Source organism: Acidovorax sp. 210-6, from assembly GCF_010020825.1.
Lineage (GTDB): Bacteria > Pseudomonadota > Gammaproteobacteria > Burkholderiales > Burkholderiaceae_C > Simplicispira > Simplicispira sedimenti.
On the sequence record NZ_JAACJE010000003.1, the window covers coordinates 19,374 to 34,821 of the forward strand.

18 protein-coding genes are annotated in these 15,448 nt (G+C 54.0%); 10 read left to right on the forward strand and 8 right to left on the reverse strand.

Going from position 1 to position 15,448, the window contains the following annotated elements; all coding sequences use genetic code 11:
* Positions 1 to 72: 72 nt before the first annotated feature.
* Genes GWK50_RS19315 through GWK50_RS19360 form a run of 10 tightly spaced genes read left to right on the forward strand, consistent with a single transcriptional unit; the run spans position 73 to position 9,635 of the window.
* A complete protein-coding gene (locus GWK50_RS19315) occupies positions 73 to 1,131 on the forward strand; it encodes a type IV secretion system protein (protein ID WP_162018203.1) in 1,059 nt (352 codons plus the stop codon).
* Positions 1,128 to 1,529: a hypothetical protein gene (locus GWK50_RS19320; RefSeq protein WP_162018204.1), complete on the forward strand. Its 402-nt coding sequence runs from the start codon at positions 1,128 to 1,130 to the stop codon at positions 1,527 to 1,529. The genes GWK50_RS19315 and GWK50_RS19320 overlap by 4 nt, the downstream gene beginning before the upstream one ends.
* Entirely contained in the window at positions 1,526 to 2,590 is a 1,065-nt protein-coding gene (locus GWK50_RS19325) for a virB8 family protein (RefSeq protein ID WP_162018205.1), read from the forward strand. Before GWK50_RS19320 ends, GWK50_RS19325 begins: the two co-directional genes overlap by 4 nt.
* Entirely contained in the window at positions 2,590 to 3,435 is an 846-nt protein-coding gene (virB9, locus tag GWK50_RS19330) for a P-type conjugative transfer protein VirB9 (RefSeq protein WP_242455508.1), read from the forward strand. The genes GWK50_RS19325 and virB9 overlap by 1 nt, the downstream gene beginning before the upstream one ends.
* Positions 3,435 to 4,682 (forward strand): type IV secretion system protein VirB10, encoded by a 1,248-nt coding sequence (gene virB10 / locus GWK50_RS19335; protein ID WP_162018206.1) that lies wholly within the window; start codon positions 3,435 to 3,437, stop codon positions 4,680 to 4,682. Before virB9 ends, virB10 begins: the two co-directional genes overlap by 1 nt.
* Before the next feature lie 7 nt (positions 4,683 to 4,689).
* The gene (gene virB11 / locus GWK50_RS19340) at positions 4,690 to 5,739 is read left to right on the forward strand and encodes a P-type DNA transfer ATPase VirB11 (protein ID WP_242455509.1); all 1,050 of its coding nucleotides are present in this window, start codon (positions 4,690 to 4,692) and stop codon (positions 5,737 to 5,739) included.
* Entirely contained in the window at positions 5,705 to 7,684 is a 1,980-nt protein-coding gene (locus tag GWK50_RS19345) for a type IV secretory system conjugative DNA transfer family protein (protein ID WP_162018207.1), read from the forward strand. Before virB11 ends, GWK50_RS19345 begins: the two co-directional genes overlap by 35 nt.
* 33 nt (positions 7,685 to 7,717) lie before the next feature.
* On the forward strand, positions 7,718 to 8,944 hold the full coding sequence (locus tag GWK50_RS19350) for an LPD7 domain-containing protein (RefSeq protein ID WP_162018208.1): 1,227 nt from the start codon (positions 7,718 to 7,720) through the stop codon (positions 8,942 to 8,944).
* Positions 8,945 to 8,961: 17 nt separating this feature from the next.
* Positions 8,962 to 9,339 (forward strand): hypothetical protein, encoded by a 378-nt coding sequence (locus GWK50_RS19355; protein WP_162018209.1) that lies wholly within the window; start codon positions 8,962 to 8,964, stop codon positions 9,337 to 9,339.
* Positions 9,336 to 9,635: an H-NS histone family protein gene (locus tag GWK50_RS19360; protein WP_162018210.1), complete on the forward strand. Its 300-nt coding sequence runs from the start codon at positions 9,336 to 9,338 to the stop codon at positions 9,633 to 9,635. Before GWK50_RS19355 ends, GWK50_RS19360 begins: the two co-directional genes overlap by 4 nt.
* Before the next feature lie 589 nt (positions 9,636 to 10,224).
* On the opposite strand, the gene GWK50_RS19365 is transcribed toward GWK50_RS19360, so the two are convergent.
* The 8 genes from GWK50_RS19365 to GWK50_RS19400 form a co-directional block, all read right to left on the reverse strand.
* Complete coding sequence (locus GWK50_RS19365) at positions 10,225 to 10,587, reverse strand: hypothetical protein (RefSeq protein WP_162018211.1); 363 nt, start codon at positions 10,585 to 10,587, stop codon at positions 10,225 to 10,227.
* A 19-nt stretch (positions 10,588 to 10,606) separates the two neighbouring features.
* Positions 10,607 to 10,921, reverse strand: a complete 315-nt coding sequence (locus GWK50_RS19370; RefSeq protein WP_092942586.1) for a hypothetical protein — start codon at positions 10,919 to 10,921, stop codon at positions 10,607 to 10,609.
* Positions 10,922 to 11,375: 454 nt separating this feature from the next.
* Positions 11,376 to 11,588 (reverse strand): transcriptional regulator, encoded by a 213-nt coding sequence (locus GWK50_RS19375; RefSeq protein ID WP_162018212.1) that lies wholly within the window; start codon positions 11,586 to 11,588, stop codon positions 11,376 to 11,378.
* On the reverse strand, positions 11,588 to 12,247 hold the full coding sequence (locus GWK50_RS19380; RefSeq protein ID WP_162018213.1) for a site-specific integrase: 660 nt from the start codon (positions 12,245 to 12,247) through the stop codon (positions 11,588 to 11,590). The genes GWK50_RS19375 and GWK50_RS19380 overlap by 1 nt, the downstream gene beginning before the upstream one ends.
* A gap of 125 nt (positions 12,248 to 12,372) precedes the next feature.
* Positions 12,373 to 12,645, reverse strand: coding sequence for a hypothetical protein (locus GWK50_RS19385; RefSeq protein WP_162018214.1), 273 nt, complete (start codon positions 12,643 to 12,645; stop codon positions 12,373 to 12,375).
* Positions 12,646 to 12,677: 32 nt separating this feature from the next.
* Positions 12,678 to 13,169, reverse strand: a complete 492-nt coding sequence (locus GWK50_RS19390; protein WP_162018215.1) for a thermonuclease family protein — start codon at positions 13,167 to 13,169, stop codon at positions 12,678 to 12,680.
* Positions 13,153 to 14,655 (reverse strand): relaxase/mobilization nuclease domain-containing protein, encoded by a 1,503-nt coding sequence (locus GWK50_RS19395; RefSeq protein ID WP_162018216.1) that lies wholly within the window; start codon positions 14,653 to 14,655, stop codon positions 13,153 to 13,155. Before GWK50_RS19395 ends, GWK50_RS19390 begins: the two co-directional genes overlap by 17 nt.
* Positions 14,639 to 15,133: a plasmid mobilization relaxosome protein MobC gene (locus GWK50_RS19400; protein ID WP_162018217.1), complete on the reverse strand. Its 495-nt coding sequence runs from the start codon at positions 15,131 to 15,133 to the stop codon at positions 14,639 to 14,641. The genes GWK50_RS19395 and GWK50_RS19400 overlap by 17 nt, the downstream gene beginning before the upstream one ends.
* Positions 15,134 to 15,448: the final 315 nt, after the last annotated feature.

Sequence of the window (15,448 nt, forward strand, 5' to 3'; positions counted from 1 at the left end):
GGGAAAGAATGAATGCCCAATCAAAATACATTATTCGTCAAAAAATGATGATCTCAAAAAAGGCGGAATAGAATGGCCGACAAATTCTACACATCGCTGATGGATCAAGTTACAAGCCCACTACAAAACTACATCAACTCGACAGCAGCCGCCATCATCGGAGCCATTGCTCCCGTAGCGACAACGTTGCTCATGATTTATACAATGTTCTGGGGCTGGTCAATGATACGCGGAGTCATTACAGAACCCGTCACCGACGGAATACACCGCATAGTTAAATTGACCGTCGTATGTGCAATTGCTCTATCGTTAGGTTATTACTCTCAATTCCTCGTTGATTGGCTTTGGCAATCACCAGACAGAATGGCCGCGATAATAGCCGGGGGTCAAGTTAACGACAAAATCCACTTTCTTGATGTAATATTCGGAATGCTATGGCACTACAGCGACCTATGGAGAGAAGCCGCTGATAAGAATACGCACATGGGGATTCCAGACATATCGCTAACCATTATGTCTTGGGTAATATGCATTGCCGCAATTTTGCTTACAGGATACGCGGCATTTTTATTTGTCTTATCAAAAATTGCCCTGGCCGTAATGCTTGCGATTGGGCCAATGTTTGTTTTATCCACAATGTTCGAGAGCACAAAGCGTTTCTTTGATTCATGGATAGGGCAAGTATTAAGTTTCGGATTCGTAGTGATATTAACATCCGCAATATTAAAACTAACCGGCGCTTTCCTAGAAAACTCCCTGAAAACATCAGTCAACAACGCTCAAGCTGCTGGACCTGGTTTTTCCGATGCGGTCATGATAATAGCCATTTGTGTGGTAATCATACTGCTTTTATTTCAGGTCAGCTCTATCGCGTCGGCTTTAGGCGGTGGAACGGCAGTCAATACCATGGGAGCAGTCGGCTGGGCCTTCAATAAAATTAAAGGAGCCTCGCAAGCAGGCTATCGCCTGGCATCAGGTCGCTTACTTTCCGATTGGCGCAGCAGACGCCGACAAGCGGCCACAAATGCTCGATGGGCTCAAAACAATCCATCCATGGCAGCTCGCGGGGCGCGAGCCGTCGCAAACCGATTCAAAAGCAACTCATCAAATACAGTCGGGAAAAACAAATGACGAAACTCGCTCTCATTTTTATGGGCTCCGCGTTGGCTTTAACAGGCTGTGCAGGTTCACCCAAACCGCCTCCAGCCGTAGTTGGTGAATACAGGCCAATTAACCAACCATACTTCAAACCACCATCGCCGCTAACACCAAAAATATTTGATTTCAAATTTCGCGGCGGCGCAGAAGACGCCTTCAGAGAACTCCAAGAAATACAACCACAATTAACAATTCTCCCATCGAGTGGCAAAAATGAAAGGCGAAAATTGGTTTCCTTAGATCTTCGACAGGTATCACTTGAAGCTGCTCTTTACGAGATTGGGAAACAAGGAAAGGGCGTCTTCGAGGTCATTTATAAAAATGACCCTGCCGCCAGCAAAGATTACGTATTCATAAAGTATCTAAAATGACAAAGCGCAAACCGGAATCCGACACCGAAAAGTACCTTTGCGAAGTCCGAAGCTGGGAAACAGATAGAGTACTTCTGGAACAAAAATCCAGGCAAATCGCCTGGCGCATCGCAGGTGTGAGCCTCTTTCTCACAGTGCTGTCTGTCGCCGCCGTCGCCATGTTGGTTCCGCTCAAAACGGTGGAACCATACGTCATTCGGGTCGATAACACGACCGGCATTGTTGATGTGGCGCGCGCCTTAAATGGTGGAGACACTACATACAACGAAGCTATCAATAAATATTTCGCACAAATATATGTGCGATCGCGTGAAGGATATTACCGAGAATTATCCGATACCAACTATCGCACCGTTGGCCTTCTAAGCAATGGCACCGAACAACAACGCTACTACGATTACTTCACACCAAAGAACGCTCAATCCCCTTTGCATGTCTACGGGAAGTATGCAAAGGTCAATATTACTGTCAAGAGCACGTCTTTCGTGAAATCGAATGTCGCGCTGGTTCGCTACGTCAAAGAAGTGGTGCGCGGGACAGACAGACCAGAGCTTTCGCATTGGGCATCAACCGTCACTTTCAAATACGTTGGCGCCCCTATGTCCGACACAGACAGAGCGATCAACCCGCTCGGTTTTCAAGTCACGGATTATCGTACTGATCCAGAATCATTAACGGCTGTCGAAAAGAGTACGTATCAGGCACCACAGCCGCAAATGACGCAAGTGAGTCTTCCTGCCAGCGCCCCGGCAGAGCCACACGCAGGCACCATGGAAAGCACCGCCAGTCCAGGCGGCGGCATTGCGCCGCAGCAACAACCCCCGCAGCAAATCCCGGTAAATGCACCTGGCATTTCGCCCATGCCCGGCACAGCCTTGCCGGCAAATCCGCAAATCGCGCCTCCCGCCCCGGCAATCCAAGTCACAGCACCCCCTTCCGGCATCCCGGTGCAGCAGCCAGTGTTACCCCCACCTCAAATGCAGCCTATTCCACAGCAGGTTAACGGCCAGCCTGTGGCAACAAGCACTCCTATTAATAACCATCAACCCAGGGCAAACTAATGATGAAAAAAATGATAGTTGCCAGTGCGCTCAGTATGCTTTGCTGCTATTCATTGGCCGAAACATTACCAGATGCAGGTGCGTCTGATGCTCGTGTGCGGGTCGTGACATATGACCCGAAGGGAGTTGTGCGGCTTAATACATTTTTTGGCGTATCAACACACGTCCAATTTAGTGAGGCAGAGCAGATTAAAGATGTGGCGGTAGGCGACGACCTGGCATGGAAAGTGGTTCCTCGCGGAAACAATCTATTCATTAAACCGACCGCAAAAGAAGGAGACACGAACATAACGGTTGTCACCAATAAGAGAACCTACCAATTTGTCGTTGTTGTCCTCAACGAGAAACAGCATAAAACAGCATGGGCTAATCGCGATCTGGTTTATTCACTATCCTTCCGCTATGTTGATGAAGAAACCGCAAATGCGAATGCCCGCGCAAAAGCCGAAGCGGAACGTCTGAAACGCGAAGACATCAAGAATCGACTGACAAAAGCACCTTCAAAGGCCGGTCATAATCTAGATTATTGGGTCGCGGGCCACACCGAAGTAACGCCCAACGGGGCATACGACGACGGGCGATTCACATATTTAATATTTAATAATAATTCTGAAATGCCGGCGGTGTACGAAACAGACACCAATGGAAAAGAATCTCTTGTCAACACGAATGTGGTTAGCGGAAACACTATAGTCATACATCGACTTGCGGAAAAGTTCGTTCTGCGAAAGGGCCATTTCGTCGCAAGCATTTTGAACAAGTCATACGACCGTGCTGGTGGAAACAACAACCTGACGGGAACTGTCGCCCCCGATGTGGAGCGCGTCATAAAGGAGGTGAACTGATGAGCCGCGATCAAGATAATAAGGACGACGCCAATCCATCAAACATGGAAAATTCGGCACGAAACGATGGTTGGCGCGGACAGAATAAAGACTTCAATGCCCAAGAAAATGATGGCGATTTTGATGCGAATGCCGACCTCCCATCGTTAACCCGTAGGCGAAACTCGAAACTCGTCACCACAGCAGGCTATGCATTTATGGGATTGCTCGCACTGGCGGCAGTCCTGGCAATGACTCGCACGCCCAGCGCACCGGCAGAGAAAACCGACGACGCAAAAATCAGCAATAGACTGCCGCCTTTGGTTGTGCCGCCCCCAAAACCACCCGCACCAGTGGCCCAAATCGCAACAGCCCCAGAGCCGGAAGACGAGGACGATGTGATGAAACGCAAAATGGGCGGCAACCTGGTTGCGCAAGGAGGCGCGTCACCAAGCTCTACAGGGCGAACGGCGCCCAGCCGGGCGGACATGGAATTGGAACGGATGCAGCGGCTCACGGGGCCGGGCGCCGGTGGGGGCTTTGTAGCCCCCGACGGAAGCACCATAGATGGCGCACAAAGCGACGCCATTTCCATTTCCTCCAGCGGCGGGCCATCCACGCTTGGCCAGCGCCTCAAACCCACAGTAACCGAAGCAGTGGCGGCGACAGTTCTCCCGCGCCGGGACTACCTGCTCGCAAAAGGGGCAACACTGGACTGCGCCCTGGAAACCGCCATCGACTCATCGGTGCCAGGCATGGCAACGTGCCGACTGACACGCGATGTCTATTCCGATAACGGGCGCGTATTACTGCTCGACCGAGGCACGCAGCTCGTAGGCGAGTACGCGGGTGCACTACAGCGCGGACAAGCCCGAATGTTCCTGTTGTGGACACGCGCAAAGACACCCGCTGGTGTAGCGGTGAACCTAAATTCTCCAGGAACCGATTCTCTCGGACGTAGCGGCATCAGCGGCTATGTCGATAACCATTTCTGGGAGCGCTTTGGCGCAGCAATATTGACGAGCTTCATCAAAGACACGGTGAACACTGTCGTCAATAACAGGACGAAGAAAGACGGCGCTGGTGGGGATATCAACAACATCTACGGCGGAACCGTCCAATCAGGGGAACAAGTAGTTAGCGCCATCTTGAAAGATCAAGCCAACATTCCACCAACAATGCACGTTAACCAAGGTGAGCACATTCAGATCCTTGTTGCGCGGGATCTGGATTTTTCGCAAGTCTACGGCTTGCGTGCCGTACAGTGATTTCGAAATGAGTCACTCTATTATTGATAAATCGGCATCAACCCCTGCGCTCAGCGGCGAAAAGCTGATGCGCAGGGCGATGCTGGATACCTACCTAAAAACCATTCAGCAATATCTCAAGGGAGATATTACCGAAGTTGCTGTAAATCAGCCCGGCGAAGTATGGACAGAAGGGCCTGGCGGCTGGCAGTCCCACCCAGCGCCGGAGCTGACATTTCAAAGCTGCTTACACATAGCGCAATTGATTGCCACATACAACGAAAAGGATATTTCAATCGACAGGCCGATACTCTCGGCAACGCTGCCTGACGGCGAACGAGTACAAGTCATTATCCCCCCCGCATGTCTCCCGAACACGGTATCGATCACAATCCGGAAACCCAGCATCACAGACAAAACACTCGACGAACTCGAAGCGGGCGGCACATTCTCCGATGTTCTCAGCATCAATGACGGCATTCGCCAATTCGAAAAAGACCTGCTCAAACTTAAAAACGACGGGCATATCCGCAATTTCCTTCATCGTGCCGTATTAGAAAAAAGAAATTTGCTAATCACTGGCAAAACCGGCTCCGGCAAAACAACCCTGACGCGTAGCCTCATTCACTCTATTCCGAAAGATGAGCGCCTCGTCACGATCGAAGATGTGCATGAACTATTCATGGGCGATGTACCCAACAAAGTTCACTTGCTGTATGCACGGGAAGATGAAGGCGGCTCTAAAGTAACAGCGAAGCAGTCACTGGCCTCATGCCTACGCATGAAGCCTGACCGCATCTTGCTGGCCGAGTTGCGCGGCGACGAGGCATGGGAATTCGTCAAGTCCATCAACACCGGACACCCCGGCAGCATCAGCACGATGCACGCGAATGGCGCCTGGGAAACCTTTGAGCAATTGACAGCGTTCATCAAGGACTCCAGAACCGGCGCCCACCTCGAAACGCAAGACATAAAGCGTCGCCTATATACGACGATTGACGTGGTTGTCTACATGGATCGCTGGAAAGTCCGAGAAATATTTTATGACCCTGAATTTAAACGATCACAAATGGCCTAAGCCCGTACTGATGACGGCATTACTGCTAGGTGCTGCCTTGGCCTGGCTGTACCTGGCGGGCGCCGTCGTATTAGTGGGCATCGGGCGCGACTACAACACAGCCACACCCATCACTTACATCCAATACGCTGCCCACTTCGGCGATCAAAAAAGGGTCGGCTTGTGGTTATGGATTGGAGCAGCAATCAGCACCGTTGCACTCCTGGCCCCGATTGTCCTGTTCATGCGTCCCAGCAAACGCAGTCTGCACGGTGACGCCCGCTTTGCATCAGCCAACGAAATCAAGAAGGCCGGGCTGGTGGACGGCAAAGGAATCATCGTGGGCAAGAAGGGGGCAGACTACCTCATGTTCGACGGGCCGCAGCACGTCCTTGTATCGGCCCCGACACGCTCCGGGAAGGGCGTTTCTGTGGTCATTCCAAATCTATTGACCTGGCCACAAAGCGTTGTCGGTCTCGACATAAAGCGCGAGAACTGGGATTTGACCAGCGGCTACCGCAGCAAATACGGTCAGCGCTGCTACCTGTTCAACCCTGGTGCTGCGGATGGCCGCACGCATCGTTATAACCCTTTGGGCTACATCAGCGAAGAACCCGGCAAACGGATTGACGACATTCAGAAGATCGCCAACATGATCTTCCCTGATCTGCAAGGCACCGACCCGATTTGGACAGCAACCCCACGCAGTCTGTTTCTTGGTGTCGTTTTATACCTCCTTGAATCGTCAGGAAAGCCCGTCACGCTCGGCCAAGTACTGCGCGAAACATTAACCGATGGCGATGGCAAGGATCACTTTGACAAGGCGATCAAGGATAGGCGCGACGCAAATTCACCCCTCACGGGCGCCTGCGTGCGCGGCCTTCAAAGTTACACCACCATTGCGAGCGACAACACGCGCAGCGGGATCATGACCAGTTTCCGGTCCCGTCTCGAGCTGTGGATGAACCCGGCCATCGACGCGGCGACCAGCGCGAACGATTTTGATCTGCGAGATCTGCGCAAGAAAAAGATGTCGGTTTTCATTGGCATCACCCCCGACAACTTGGAGCGCATGCAGCCGCTTATCAATCTGTTTTTTCAGCAGCTCATCGACCTCAATACGCGCGAATTGCCACAGCAAAACCCCGAACTGAAGCATACATGCCTGCTTCTCATGGACGAATTTACCGCCATGGGCAAGGTAAACATCTTGAGTAAGGGTATCAGCTTCATTGCTGGCTACGGTCTCCGAATGATGCCCATCATTCAAAGTCCAGCCCAATTGGTGGATGTGTACGGCAAGGATGCTGCTCAGACTTTCCAAACCAATCACGCACTGAATATCGTTTTCCCGCCAAAGGCCTCCGAAATCTCGACCGCGAGAGACATTTCCGAATGGCTTGGATATACAACCGTCAAAAGCGCCTCAAAATCCAAAAACACCGAGATATTCAAACGGAAAAATCACTCAGAAAGCGTCAGTGACCAACGTCGCGCATTGCTTTTGCCGCAGGAAATCACCTCCCTTGGTCAAGACGCAGAGTTGGTTGTTTTGGAAAACACATTGCCTATTCAAGCAAAGAAGATCAGATATTTCGCGGACGCGAAATTCATGGATAGGCTCAAGGATGTCTCTCCATACTTGGCAGCTCTGGGGAAAAGATTACCAAACCAAGCCGAACTCAGCGAGGCCATGCGACGCGGAGAGCTTGCCGCCCCTGTACCAATTCTGAACGTCGAGTTCTATCAGGAATCCATATCCGCTGCAGAAGGTGGCATCGAAAGAATAGAAAGACCCAAGCCCGCAACCAGGCCATTCACAGCAGAGGACTACCCACAAATTGCAGAAATAAATTTCGCACTGAATTTCGACAACATCAAGGCACCCCCAAAAGGGGAGCGAACTGTCGAAAAGTTACACGAATTTGCAGATGCAGCGTGCAAAGAAGTGGGATTTCATTTCTAAAATTCACAATCGAATCTTTGAAGGATGTTTTCTATGGATAGCTCAATATTGAATAACGAGGCAAGTCAATATCGTTCAACCCCTTTGGTCGGCGCCATGGAAATAGATGGCAAGCCCGCCACTGCCGTCCGGTTTGAGCGAGTCGAAAGGGAAGGGCGCGCAGCGTCGTACAACGTGACGTTCACACTTGACAGCAAAACCGTGTCCAAACTGAAAGGCCTGACCGCCGACACGCTACAGGACGCGGTAGGCGACAAAAACGCCAAGGCCATTCTCGAAGGCGAAGCCAAGGGCACCCTCAAAGGGTCGGCCCTGGCCTTTGAGTGCGGCCTGTCGCCCGAAGAAAACGCCCGTCGAATCATCGAAAAAGAGGACCGCAAGATCGCAGACATGGCCACCATTGATCCTCGCATCATGGAAACCCTGGCGACCAAGCGCGCCGCCGAATCCGATGCAATACGGCAGCAGCTCGCAGAACAGCGTGAAGAGGCCATCAATGCCGTGTCCAAGGGCAAACGGGAAAGAGAGCAGGGCACACGCGTGGACGGCGGGGACAACGAAGTTCAGTCCGATGAGATTTTCAGCACCGCCGAGGAAGATCGCCTACCCCTCATCCCGCCCGATGTGGCCGCCAAATACATCAAGGTCGGCGATAAGTACCACTTTCAGCGCAACCCCGAAGCCGTGGCTTTTCAAGATCGAGGGAACAAGCTCGAAACCCAAACAAACAGCCCCGCAGTAGCCGAATCTATGGTGAAGATCGCTCAAGCACGAGGCTGGGACGAAATTCGCGTCACTGGAACTGAGTCGTTCAAGCGCGAAGTGTGGTTCAAAGCGGCCTCACAAGGCATGCACGTTCGCGGCTACACCCCAAACGATGCAGACTTGGCCAAGTTGGAAGCCATCAAGAAGGATGATTTTCGCGCACGCGAAAAATTGAACTCAGTTGAAGGCGAACGCACGCGCGACCAAAAAATGGCTGAAACCTTCAAGAGCGCGACACCCGAAAGAGCAATAAAGGAATTCCCAGAACTTGCGGCAGTCTATGCAGGCGTCGAAGCAGCACGCCGCAAAGCGGGGAAAGAGCGTTTAAGTGAAGAAGAAACCCGTGTCGTGATGAACCGCATCAGCCATAACGCAGCCAAGTCTATAGAACGCGGTCACATCCCGCAAATCAACGTCAGGGAACAAGAGCAAGCGCGAACCAAAGAGAAAGAACCGGGCAAAAGCTCAAATCGCGAAAACGAGCTCGAAAGATAAACAAAATGGAAACGCCAATGAAAAACACGCTGCTAGCCGCCACAATCGTAAGCCTGGTTCTCAGCGGATGTGCCAACGACAAATTTTCTGCGGGCACGGTGACCAGCGCCGACTACATCGCTTCGGGACAAGTCGGTCCAACGAAAGCATGGGTCTATGCCCAACGAACACTGTTCGAAGGCCGCGAAGGTTCCAATTACAAATTCAGCCGGCTGAGCGGTGAAGGCATCGCAACAACGAAAGTCGGTAACATCTACAGGATGCACAGTCTTGAACGTGACTTCATCGCGACGGACGGACTGCATACAATGCGCTACGTCCTGTCGCCAGCGACGTGGACATTCTCAGAAACCGGCGCCACATACGACAGCGGATTTTCAGAAAACTCACGATGACAACCTATCAAGATCTCCTAATGCAACGAGCGGAACTCGATAAAAAAATCGAGGATGCACGCGCACAAGAACTCAGTGCAGCCATTCAACAGATCCGTGAAACCATGGATCGTTATGGCATCACGATGCAAGAGATCATGCCAACGGATAGGCAATTACGAGTCCGCCGCGTCCGCCCGCGCGTAGAACCCAAATACCGAGATCCCGCAACTGGCGCAACCTGGTCAGGCCGGGGTAAGCCGCCCGCGTGGATTGCGGGCAAGGATCGAACGGCTTTCATCATCGCGAAAAACTAGGCGTACCAGCTATCGCGTTTAACATAAGATAGATTGCATCTATTGCAAAAGATGGCCAGCAATATGCACGTCATCGGCAACGTCAACTTCGTCAAGGTTGACCGGCAAGGTAAAGGCAAACGACTCGGGCATGCTTTCCTCGATTAATTTGCGGAACCGAACCACCCCGGCGGGTAAGCTGGAGCAGACGCCCAGATTTCCAGAACTGGGCCCTCAAATGGACTATCAGACCATGCGTACACGCCGCTTGGTTCGCAGTACAGGACAGGTTGTCCACCAATAAGACCGATGACTGTCATCGCACCACGCCGAGGCAGAACGTCGATGAGAGTTGCGCCTGCTTCGCAGCACGCCTCACGTACGAGGTCCTCAGGCGAGTCCAGTGTCCTCAGCTTGGTCCAATCAGGCATTGCCGCTTCGTCCTGAGTGCAGCGCTTTGCTGCCTCTCTTAGTCTTTTCCACTCGACGGATGGAAGACCTCGCATGTGCTCAAGCACCAACTCCTCGAATTGCGGGACGTATCTCGCAAGGTAGTAGTGCGGTGGCGCTGCGAGCTTGGCGACGGGAGCGTGCATCCTTCTCTTTCCTTTTAGTTAACGGCGATCTGGAAGCGGCGGGCTTCTTGCGCCTGCTCTGATTTGCCGATGGCCACCTGTGCCTTATCGCTCCAGGCCTCCAGTGGCTTGCCATCCAGGGTGCAATTTTTCATGCGACGCACACGGCCATTTACGATGGCCTTCATCCGTGTGCGCTCCCAGTTCAATCGACTACCACGCCAGTACCATCGATCCGAGTCCGTAGGGATGCACTGCACTTCCGTCACGGGCGTGCCGTTGATCCAGATGAGGTAGTGCTGTTCACCCAAACGCTCTGCGGTCGCAACAGGCCCTCCGTTTGGCAGTTGGATGCTGCGCAGCGTGGGGTTCTGTAGAAACTTCGGCGTGCTCGACATGGCTTCGCTTTCCTTCGATTTACTGCGCAAGCGGCTTGCCTGTCATCGAATCAAAACGCGCCACAGGAACCACTTCCTCCAGCGCATAGACCACCACCACATCCGCGACTTCTGCCACCCGCGTGTAGTACCGGAACTGACCATCCTGCCAATCCCAATCATGAACGCGATCTTCAAAGAACACGGTCCTGTTGTGGATGAGGTACTGGTCGCGCTTGAACTCTTCCTCGTTAATCAACGTGCCGACTCGAACGGGTTTCCGAGTCAGTGGGATTTTGATGATCCCGCTAGCCATCACATCGCGAAGGATTTCGAAATCTAGGGCCTTGAGCATGTTTGGTTTCCTCAATGCCATGCACTGCGGACGGGCAGAACAGGGCCAATTTTTTGACACACAAACGCCCGCATTGATGGCTCTGCGCCGGGGTCATTTCGGCTTGCCGAACCATAGTGCCGTCGCAGCACATTGCCTTCTTGCGCGTGGCCACACATGTTGGCTCGTGCAACCCAGTAGGCCAGATCAGGGCCTGTTAGCTCTGCAGTTTCCATGGCGCAGGTTTCCTTCATCGCCCAGACAACAAGGCCTCAATGACCGCCCATAGATCCGGCAAGACGCGCAGGAGTGCCCCGACGACAAACAGTCCCGCCAATATTTCGCCGCCTCTCCAGACCCATGCAGGCCACTTGAAACTCGCCCTGCCCTTCGGCGATGCGAAATTGGCCTTCTCATACGACTTCTTGCTCATTGGTTTCCTTGGTCTTGATGGCTTAATTATAGTAGCCATTGGCTACTCGTCAAGGGCCTTGTCCAGTCTTTTCTGCAGCCCATTCACGCGGATGAATTCCAGCAGCACAGCATTGCGCGCGATGTAGCGCGGCACAGCCCTGGCGCCCGTGGCGTAGCGCTTGTAGCCCACGTAGTCGCATGCAATACGATCCGCCATCTGCTCCTGCGTGTAGCCAAGGCTTTCGCGGATGGCCTCCAGTTCCTGTCCCGTCATCACACAGCCCTCGCCACAATGTCGGCCAGGCGCACTGGATCGCCCTCTACAAGCCGCTTGGTGGTGCTCACGCTCTTGTGCCCCAGGATCGCTGCGATGTGCACCAGATCGCGCCCCTGCCGGTGCTGCTTGACAGCGAAAGTGCGGCGGGCCGACTGAGCACTTCCGCCCTCGATCCCGGCATTCGAATGAAGGCGCGAGATGTAGGCGCCAAGCGAGTTGCAGGAGTAGCTCAGCACCCCGGAGGGTAGTGCTCGTTTCGTCAGCGAGTAGGCTCCGCCGTCCTCGGTGAGGAACAAGGCGCTTTCGGGGTCGAGCCCCCGGTAGGCGCCCTTCTTCACCGTGATGCCCTGCTTGCGCTCCACACGCCATGCCAGGTAGGCATCCAGCGCCGCGACAATGCGCTTGTTCGACCAGAAAAGCGGGCGCTCTTCGCTGTTGTGCGCCACATCGACTCGCACCTTACTTGCGATGCGCACGCTGCCTTTGGCATCGAGGTAGTCGCCCACCGTGATGGTGGCCAGCTCGGTGACCGACAAGGCCGTGCCGTAAAGAACCAGAAGCAGTGCGGTGTCGCGCAGCGGAACGCGGCTGTATGCCGCTGTCGCTTTCAGCAGATGCTCGATCTGCCGATCCTCGATAACTGGGGGCTTTGCCACTCTTGCAATTGTTTGAAATGAACGAATTACATAGAGTGTAGCTGTGTCACGCTCACCTGGCTACCGGCCGCGCAAGCGCTGGCGCCACATCAAGGAAAGTTGGATTTCGCGCCCGAGAAAAAACACTATTCGATTTTGAACTTGGCGTGCAGCTCAACAAGACGTGAAGCCAGCACATCCGCATCCTTTCGCATCTCTTCCACCGAAACACTTCCAGCGCAAATGTTCTCGTACCAGACATGAAATCCCGCTAGTTCAGGGAGCGGGTTTTCAGCAGCCAAATGGATCGCCTCAACAATGTTGTCTGAGTCGTAGTCGCCAAGGTGGTTTTGCCCCTCCATGACATGGGCGCGATACTCCCCCGGCTGGAATTTAAGAATATGCAAGGTCAGCAACATGAGCACATGAGTGATGATTTAAAGGTGCATATTCAGTTAATTGTCACGGACTTTGGCCTACGGAATTCCCAAGGCGCTACAGGGTTGGCATCAACCCACAGCCCGCGCCTGTACTTGTGGGCCTCATTTTCTAGAGCGAAAAGCGCCTGGTCCTTTGCGTACTGCCGATACACCCAGGCCATTCCCTGCTCGACCATGGCCGCGTTGATGTTCTTGCCTGAAACAAACACCGTCCCCAGGACACGCCCGTAACGGTCGCGTCCAGCATCGGCCACCTTCACGCTCTGCTGGAATACCATGGATGCGAGCGCCTGGCGCGCACGTGTGCCGAAGGCCTGGCGCTTCTCTGGCGCGTCGATCTGCGCGAGGCGCACGCGCACAGGCTGGCGGTCGATCAGCACGTCGATGGTGTCACCATCAAGGACGGCCACCACCGGCCCAGCCAGCTCGGCGCGAGCGATGCCCGCAGCGACAAGCAGGGCCAGCGCGAAGAAAACGCGGGCAGCTTTACCGGCTGCGGCCATTGTCTTTACCGGCATCCTGGCCCCCTTGGTTGTGTTCAGCGGCCACGCCTCGATGCACCATGTCCTGCGGCTCAACAGCTCTTTGTTGAACGCGCCTTGCTGCGTCCACCTGCGAGCGGATCTGACGTTGCAGCGCTTCATGGGCGGTGATTGGTTCGGGCATCGTGGCCACGAAGCGGCGGATCTGCGAGGCGAGCATCTGATTGCGGTCAGCCAGGCTCAGCCCCCCCCCTGCTCCTCGCGCTGCCTCATCTGCAACAACGCCAGCTCGCGGCCGTCGCATTTCAGAATCGGCGTGTCGCCCGCCCTCCAGACTATGGCGTGCATCCTCCCGCAAAAGCACCGCAGCTCGTCCTTGGTCGCGTGCCACATTGCCAAGGGGCACGTCTCGCAGGCCGGGGACGGGTCGGGCCGGGCCTCGATGGACAGGCTCGATACCACCGGGCTGATATAGATCGGCTCGTCGTTCTCTTCCTGGGTCGATGCCGGCGACGGCAGCACCTCGGCGTTGTCCAGCACGGGCGGCTGCAGGGTCGATTCGGCCGTAGTCGATTCGGGCATTCTTGAGTTCCTTTCCATCGGTGGTTTTCAGGGCCGTAGGGCGCGTTTCGAGGTCTTGGGCGGCCCTGAGCCACGTGGCCTTTGTGCGGCCCTGGGAAGCCCGTACAGCGGCCTCCCAGGGCCTATCAGGCCCCTCCCCCTGCATCGCAGCCTCGGCTTCCTGCAGGCGGGATTTCATGACCCTGGATTGACGCGGTGCCCTGCCCTTCGGCGGCTCGGGATCATCAATATGGCGTAGCGCCTGCTTTTCCGGCCTCCTAACAACGCCACGCATATTGCGCGGTGTCGCTTCGGCTTCAATTCCGCGTTCGCGCAGCCTTTCAGCAAAGTCCTGCCGCCATTGCTGCACCTGGCCTTTTGGCACATGCAGTTGACGGCCATTGAACCCACGGCATTTCACCGCCAAATGGCAATGGTCGTTGTCGGTGTCAGTATGAAGGGCAAAAACATACTCATGGTTATGCCCGAAAGCATCAGCAGCGAAGTCCCTTACAGCATCGCGCAACAAGTCAGGGTTGTTCTTGCCAGGCATTGAAAGAATCATGTGCATGGTGTCACGCTGATTTTTTGAATGTCCAGGCTTCTTATTTGCATCTATATCACGGCTCCAGTCCTCATATAGCTGCTTAACATCCTCCACGTTATCGAACAATTGCCCCTTGTCATTCTCAATGGCAACTTTTTCTTTATCCGCCATGGCGTGACGGGTTATATACATTAAATGGGCCTTGGCGTGCGCCCCGCCATTTCCATACCCGGAAATCTTCACCATCACTTCCGATGAACCAGACGCAACACCAGAAGCTGAATCACGCGAGCTGCGCTTCCCTGCCCTGCTGCGCAACTTCCCCGACTTGTTGGCTTTGGACTTAACCCGGCCAGGGTCGCCGGATTCTTGAAAAAGCAGCTCAAGAATCCGGGTCATCAACGACACCCCACGCCCGATTACGGGCAGTGATAAGAGATAAAATTGTTGAACGTAGCTTTTCTATTTTCTTGTTCAGGATCGAAATACCCTGCAATGTCAATATCTCATCTTTCGAGAAATTAACACCTATCAATTCAGCTCTATTCATGCTGCGCGCAATCTGGTTGAGATTGCGGCCTACCGCTGCAAGCTCACGATTGGCAAAACTGACTGCCTCGGCTTCTCGTTCCGTCAAAACTGGATCGACAGCAACGACCGTTTGAATTAAAGCTGCAACCCATTCAGAGGACGACATGCCCTCTTTTGCTGCGCGCTGCTTCACCTCAGTTTTGAGAAAAGCAGCTAGCCGAAGCTCGAAACGCTCCAGCTCGGAATCACCGGGCAGGACTGGTGTTGCTTTGGCTTTTGCCACAGGCGTAGCCCTGGGCACCAAGGGCTTCTCTCCAGAAAGGTAGGACTGGATCAGCTTGTGCAAATGCCTGCCTGGCTTCACGCCACTGCTCGCAGCAGAGGCACAAAACGCGGCGTGCTCTGCCTCAGACACCCGCGAAATCAGGCTGTGATAGCGGCCAGCGGCAGCAGCCCTACCCTTCTTCCGGGGTTCTTCATCGGGGGTGGCAAGGGGTGGGGGAGGCATAGGCAATTCGGGCAATCGCCCGGATTGTAAACAAAAACCGGCGCTTGCGCGTATCCTGCCCTCACTAATCAACCTCCCCTACCCTTTGCCACCCCCGTTAGCATTCCATCGCACCCATGTTTGCAGCTCATCACACATGCCGTAGCATGTCAT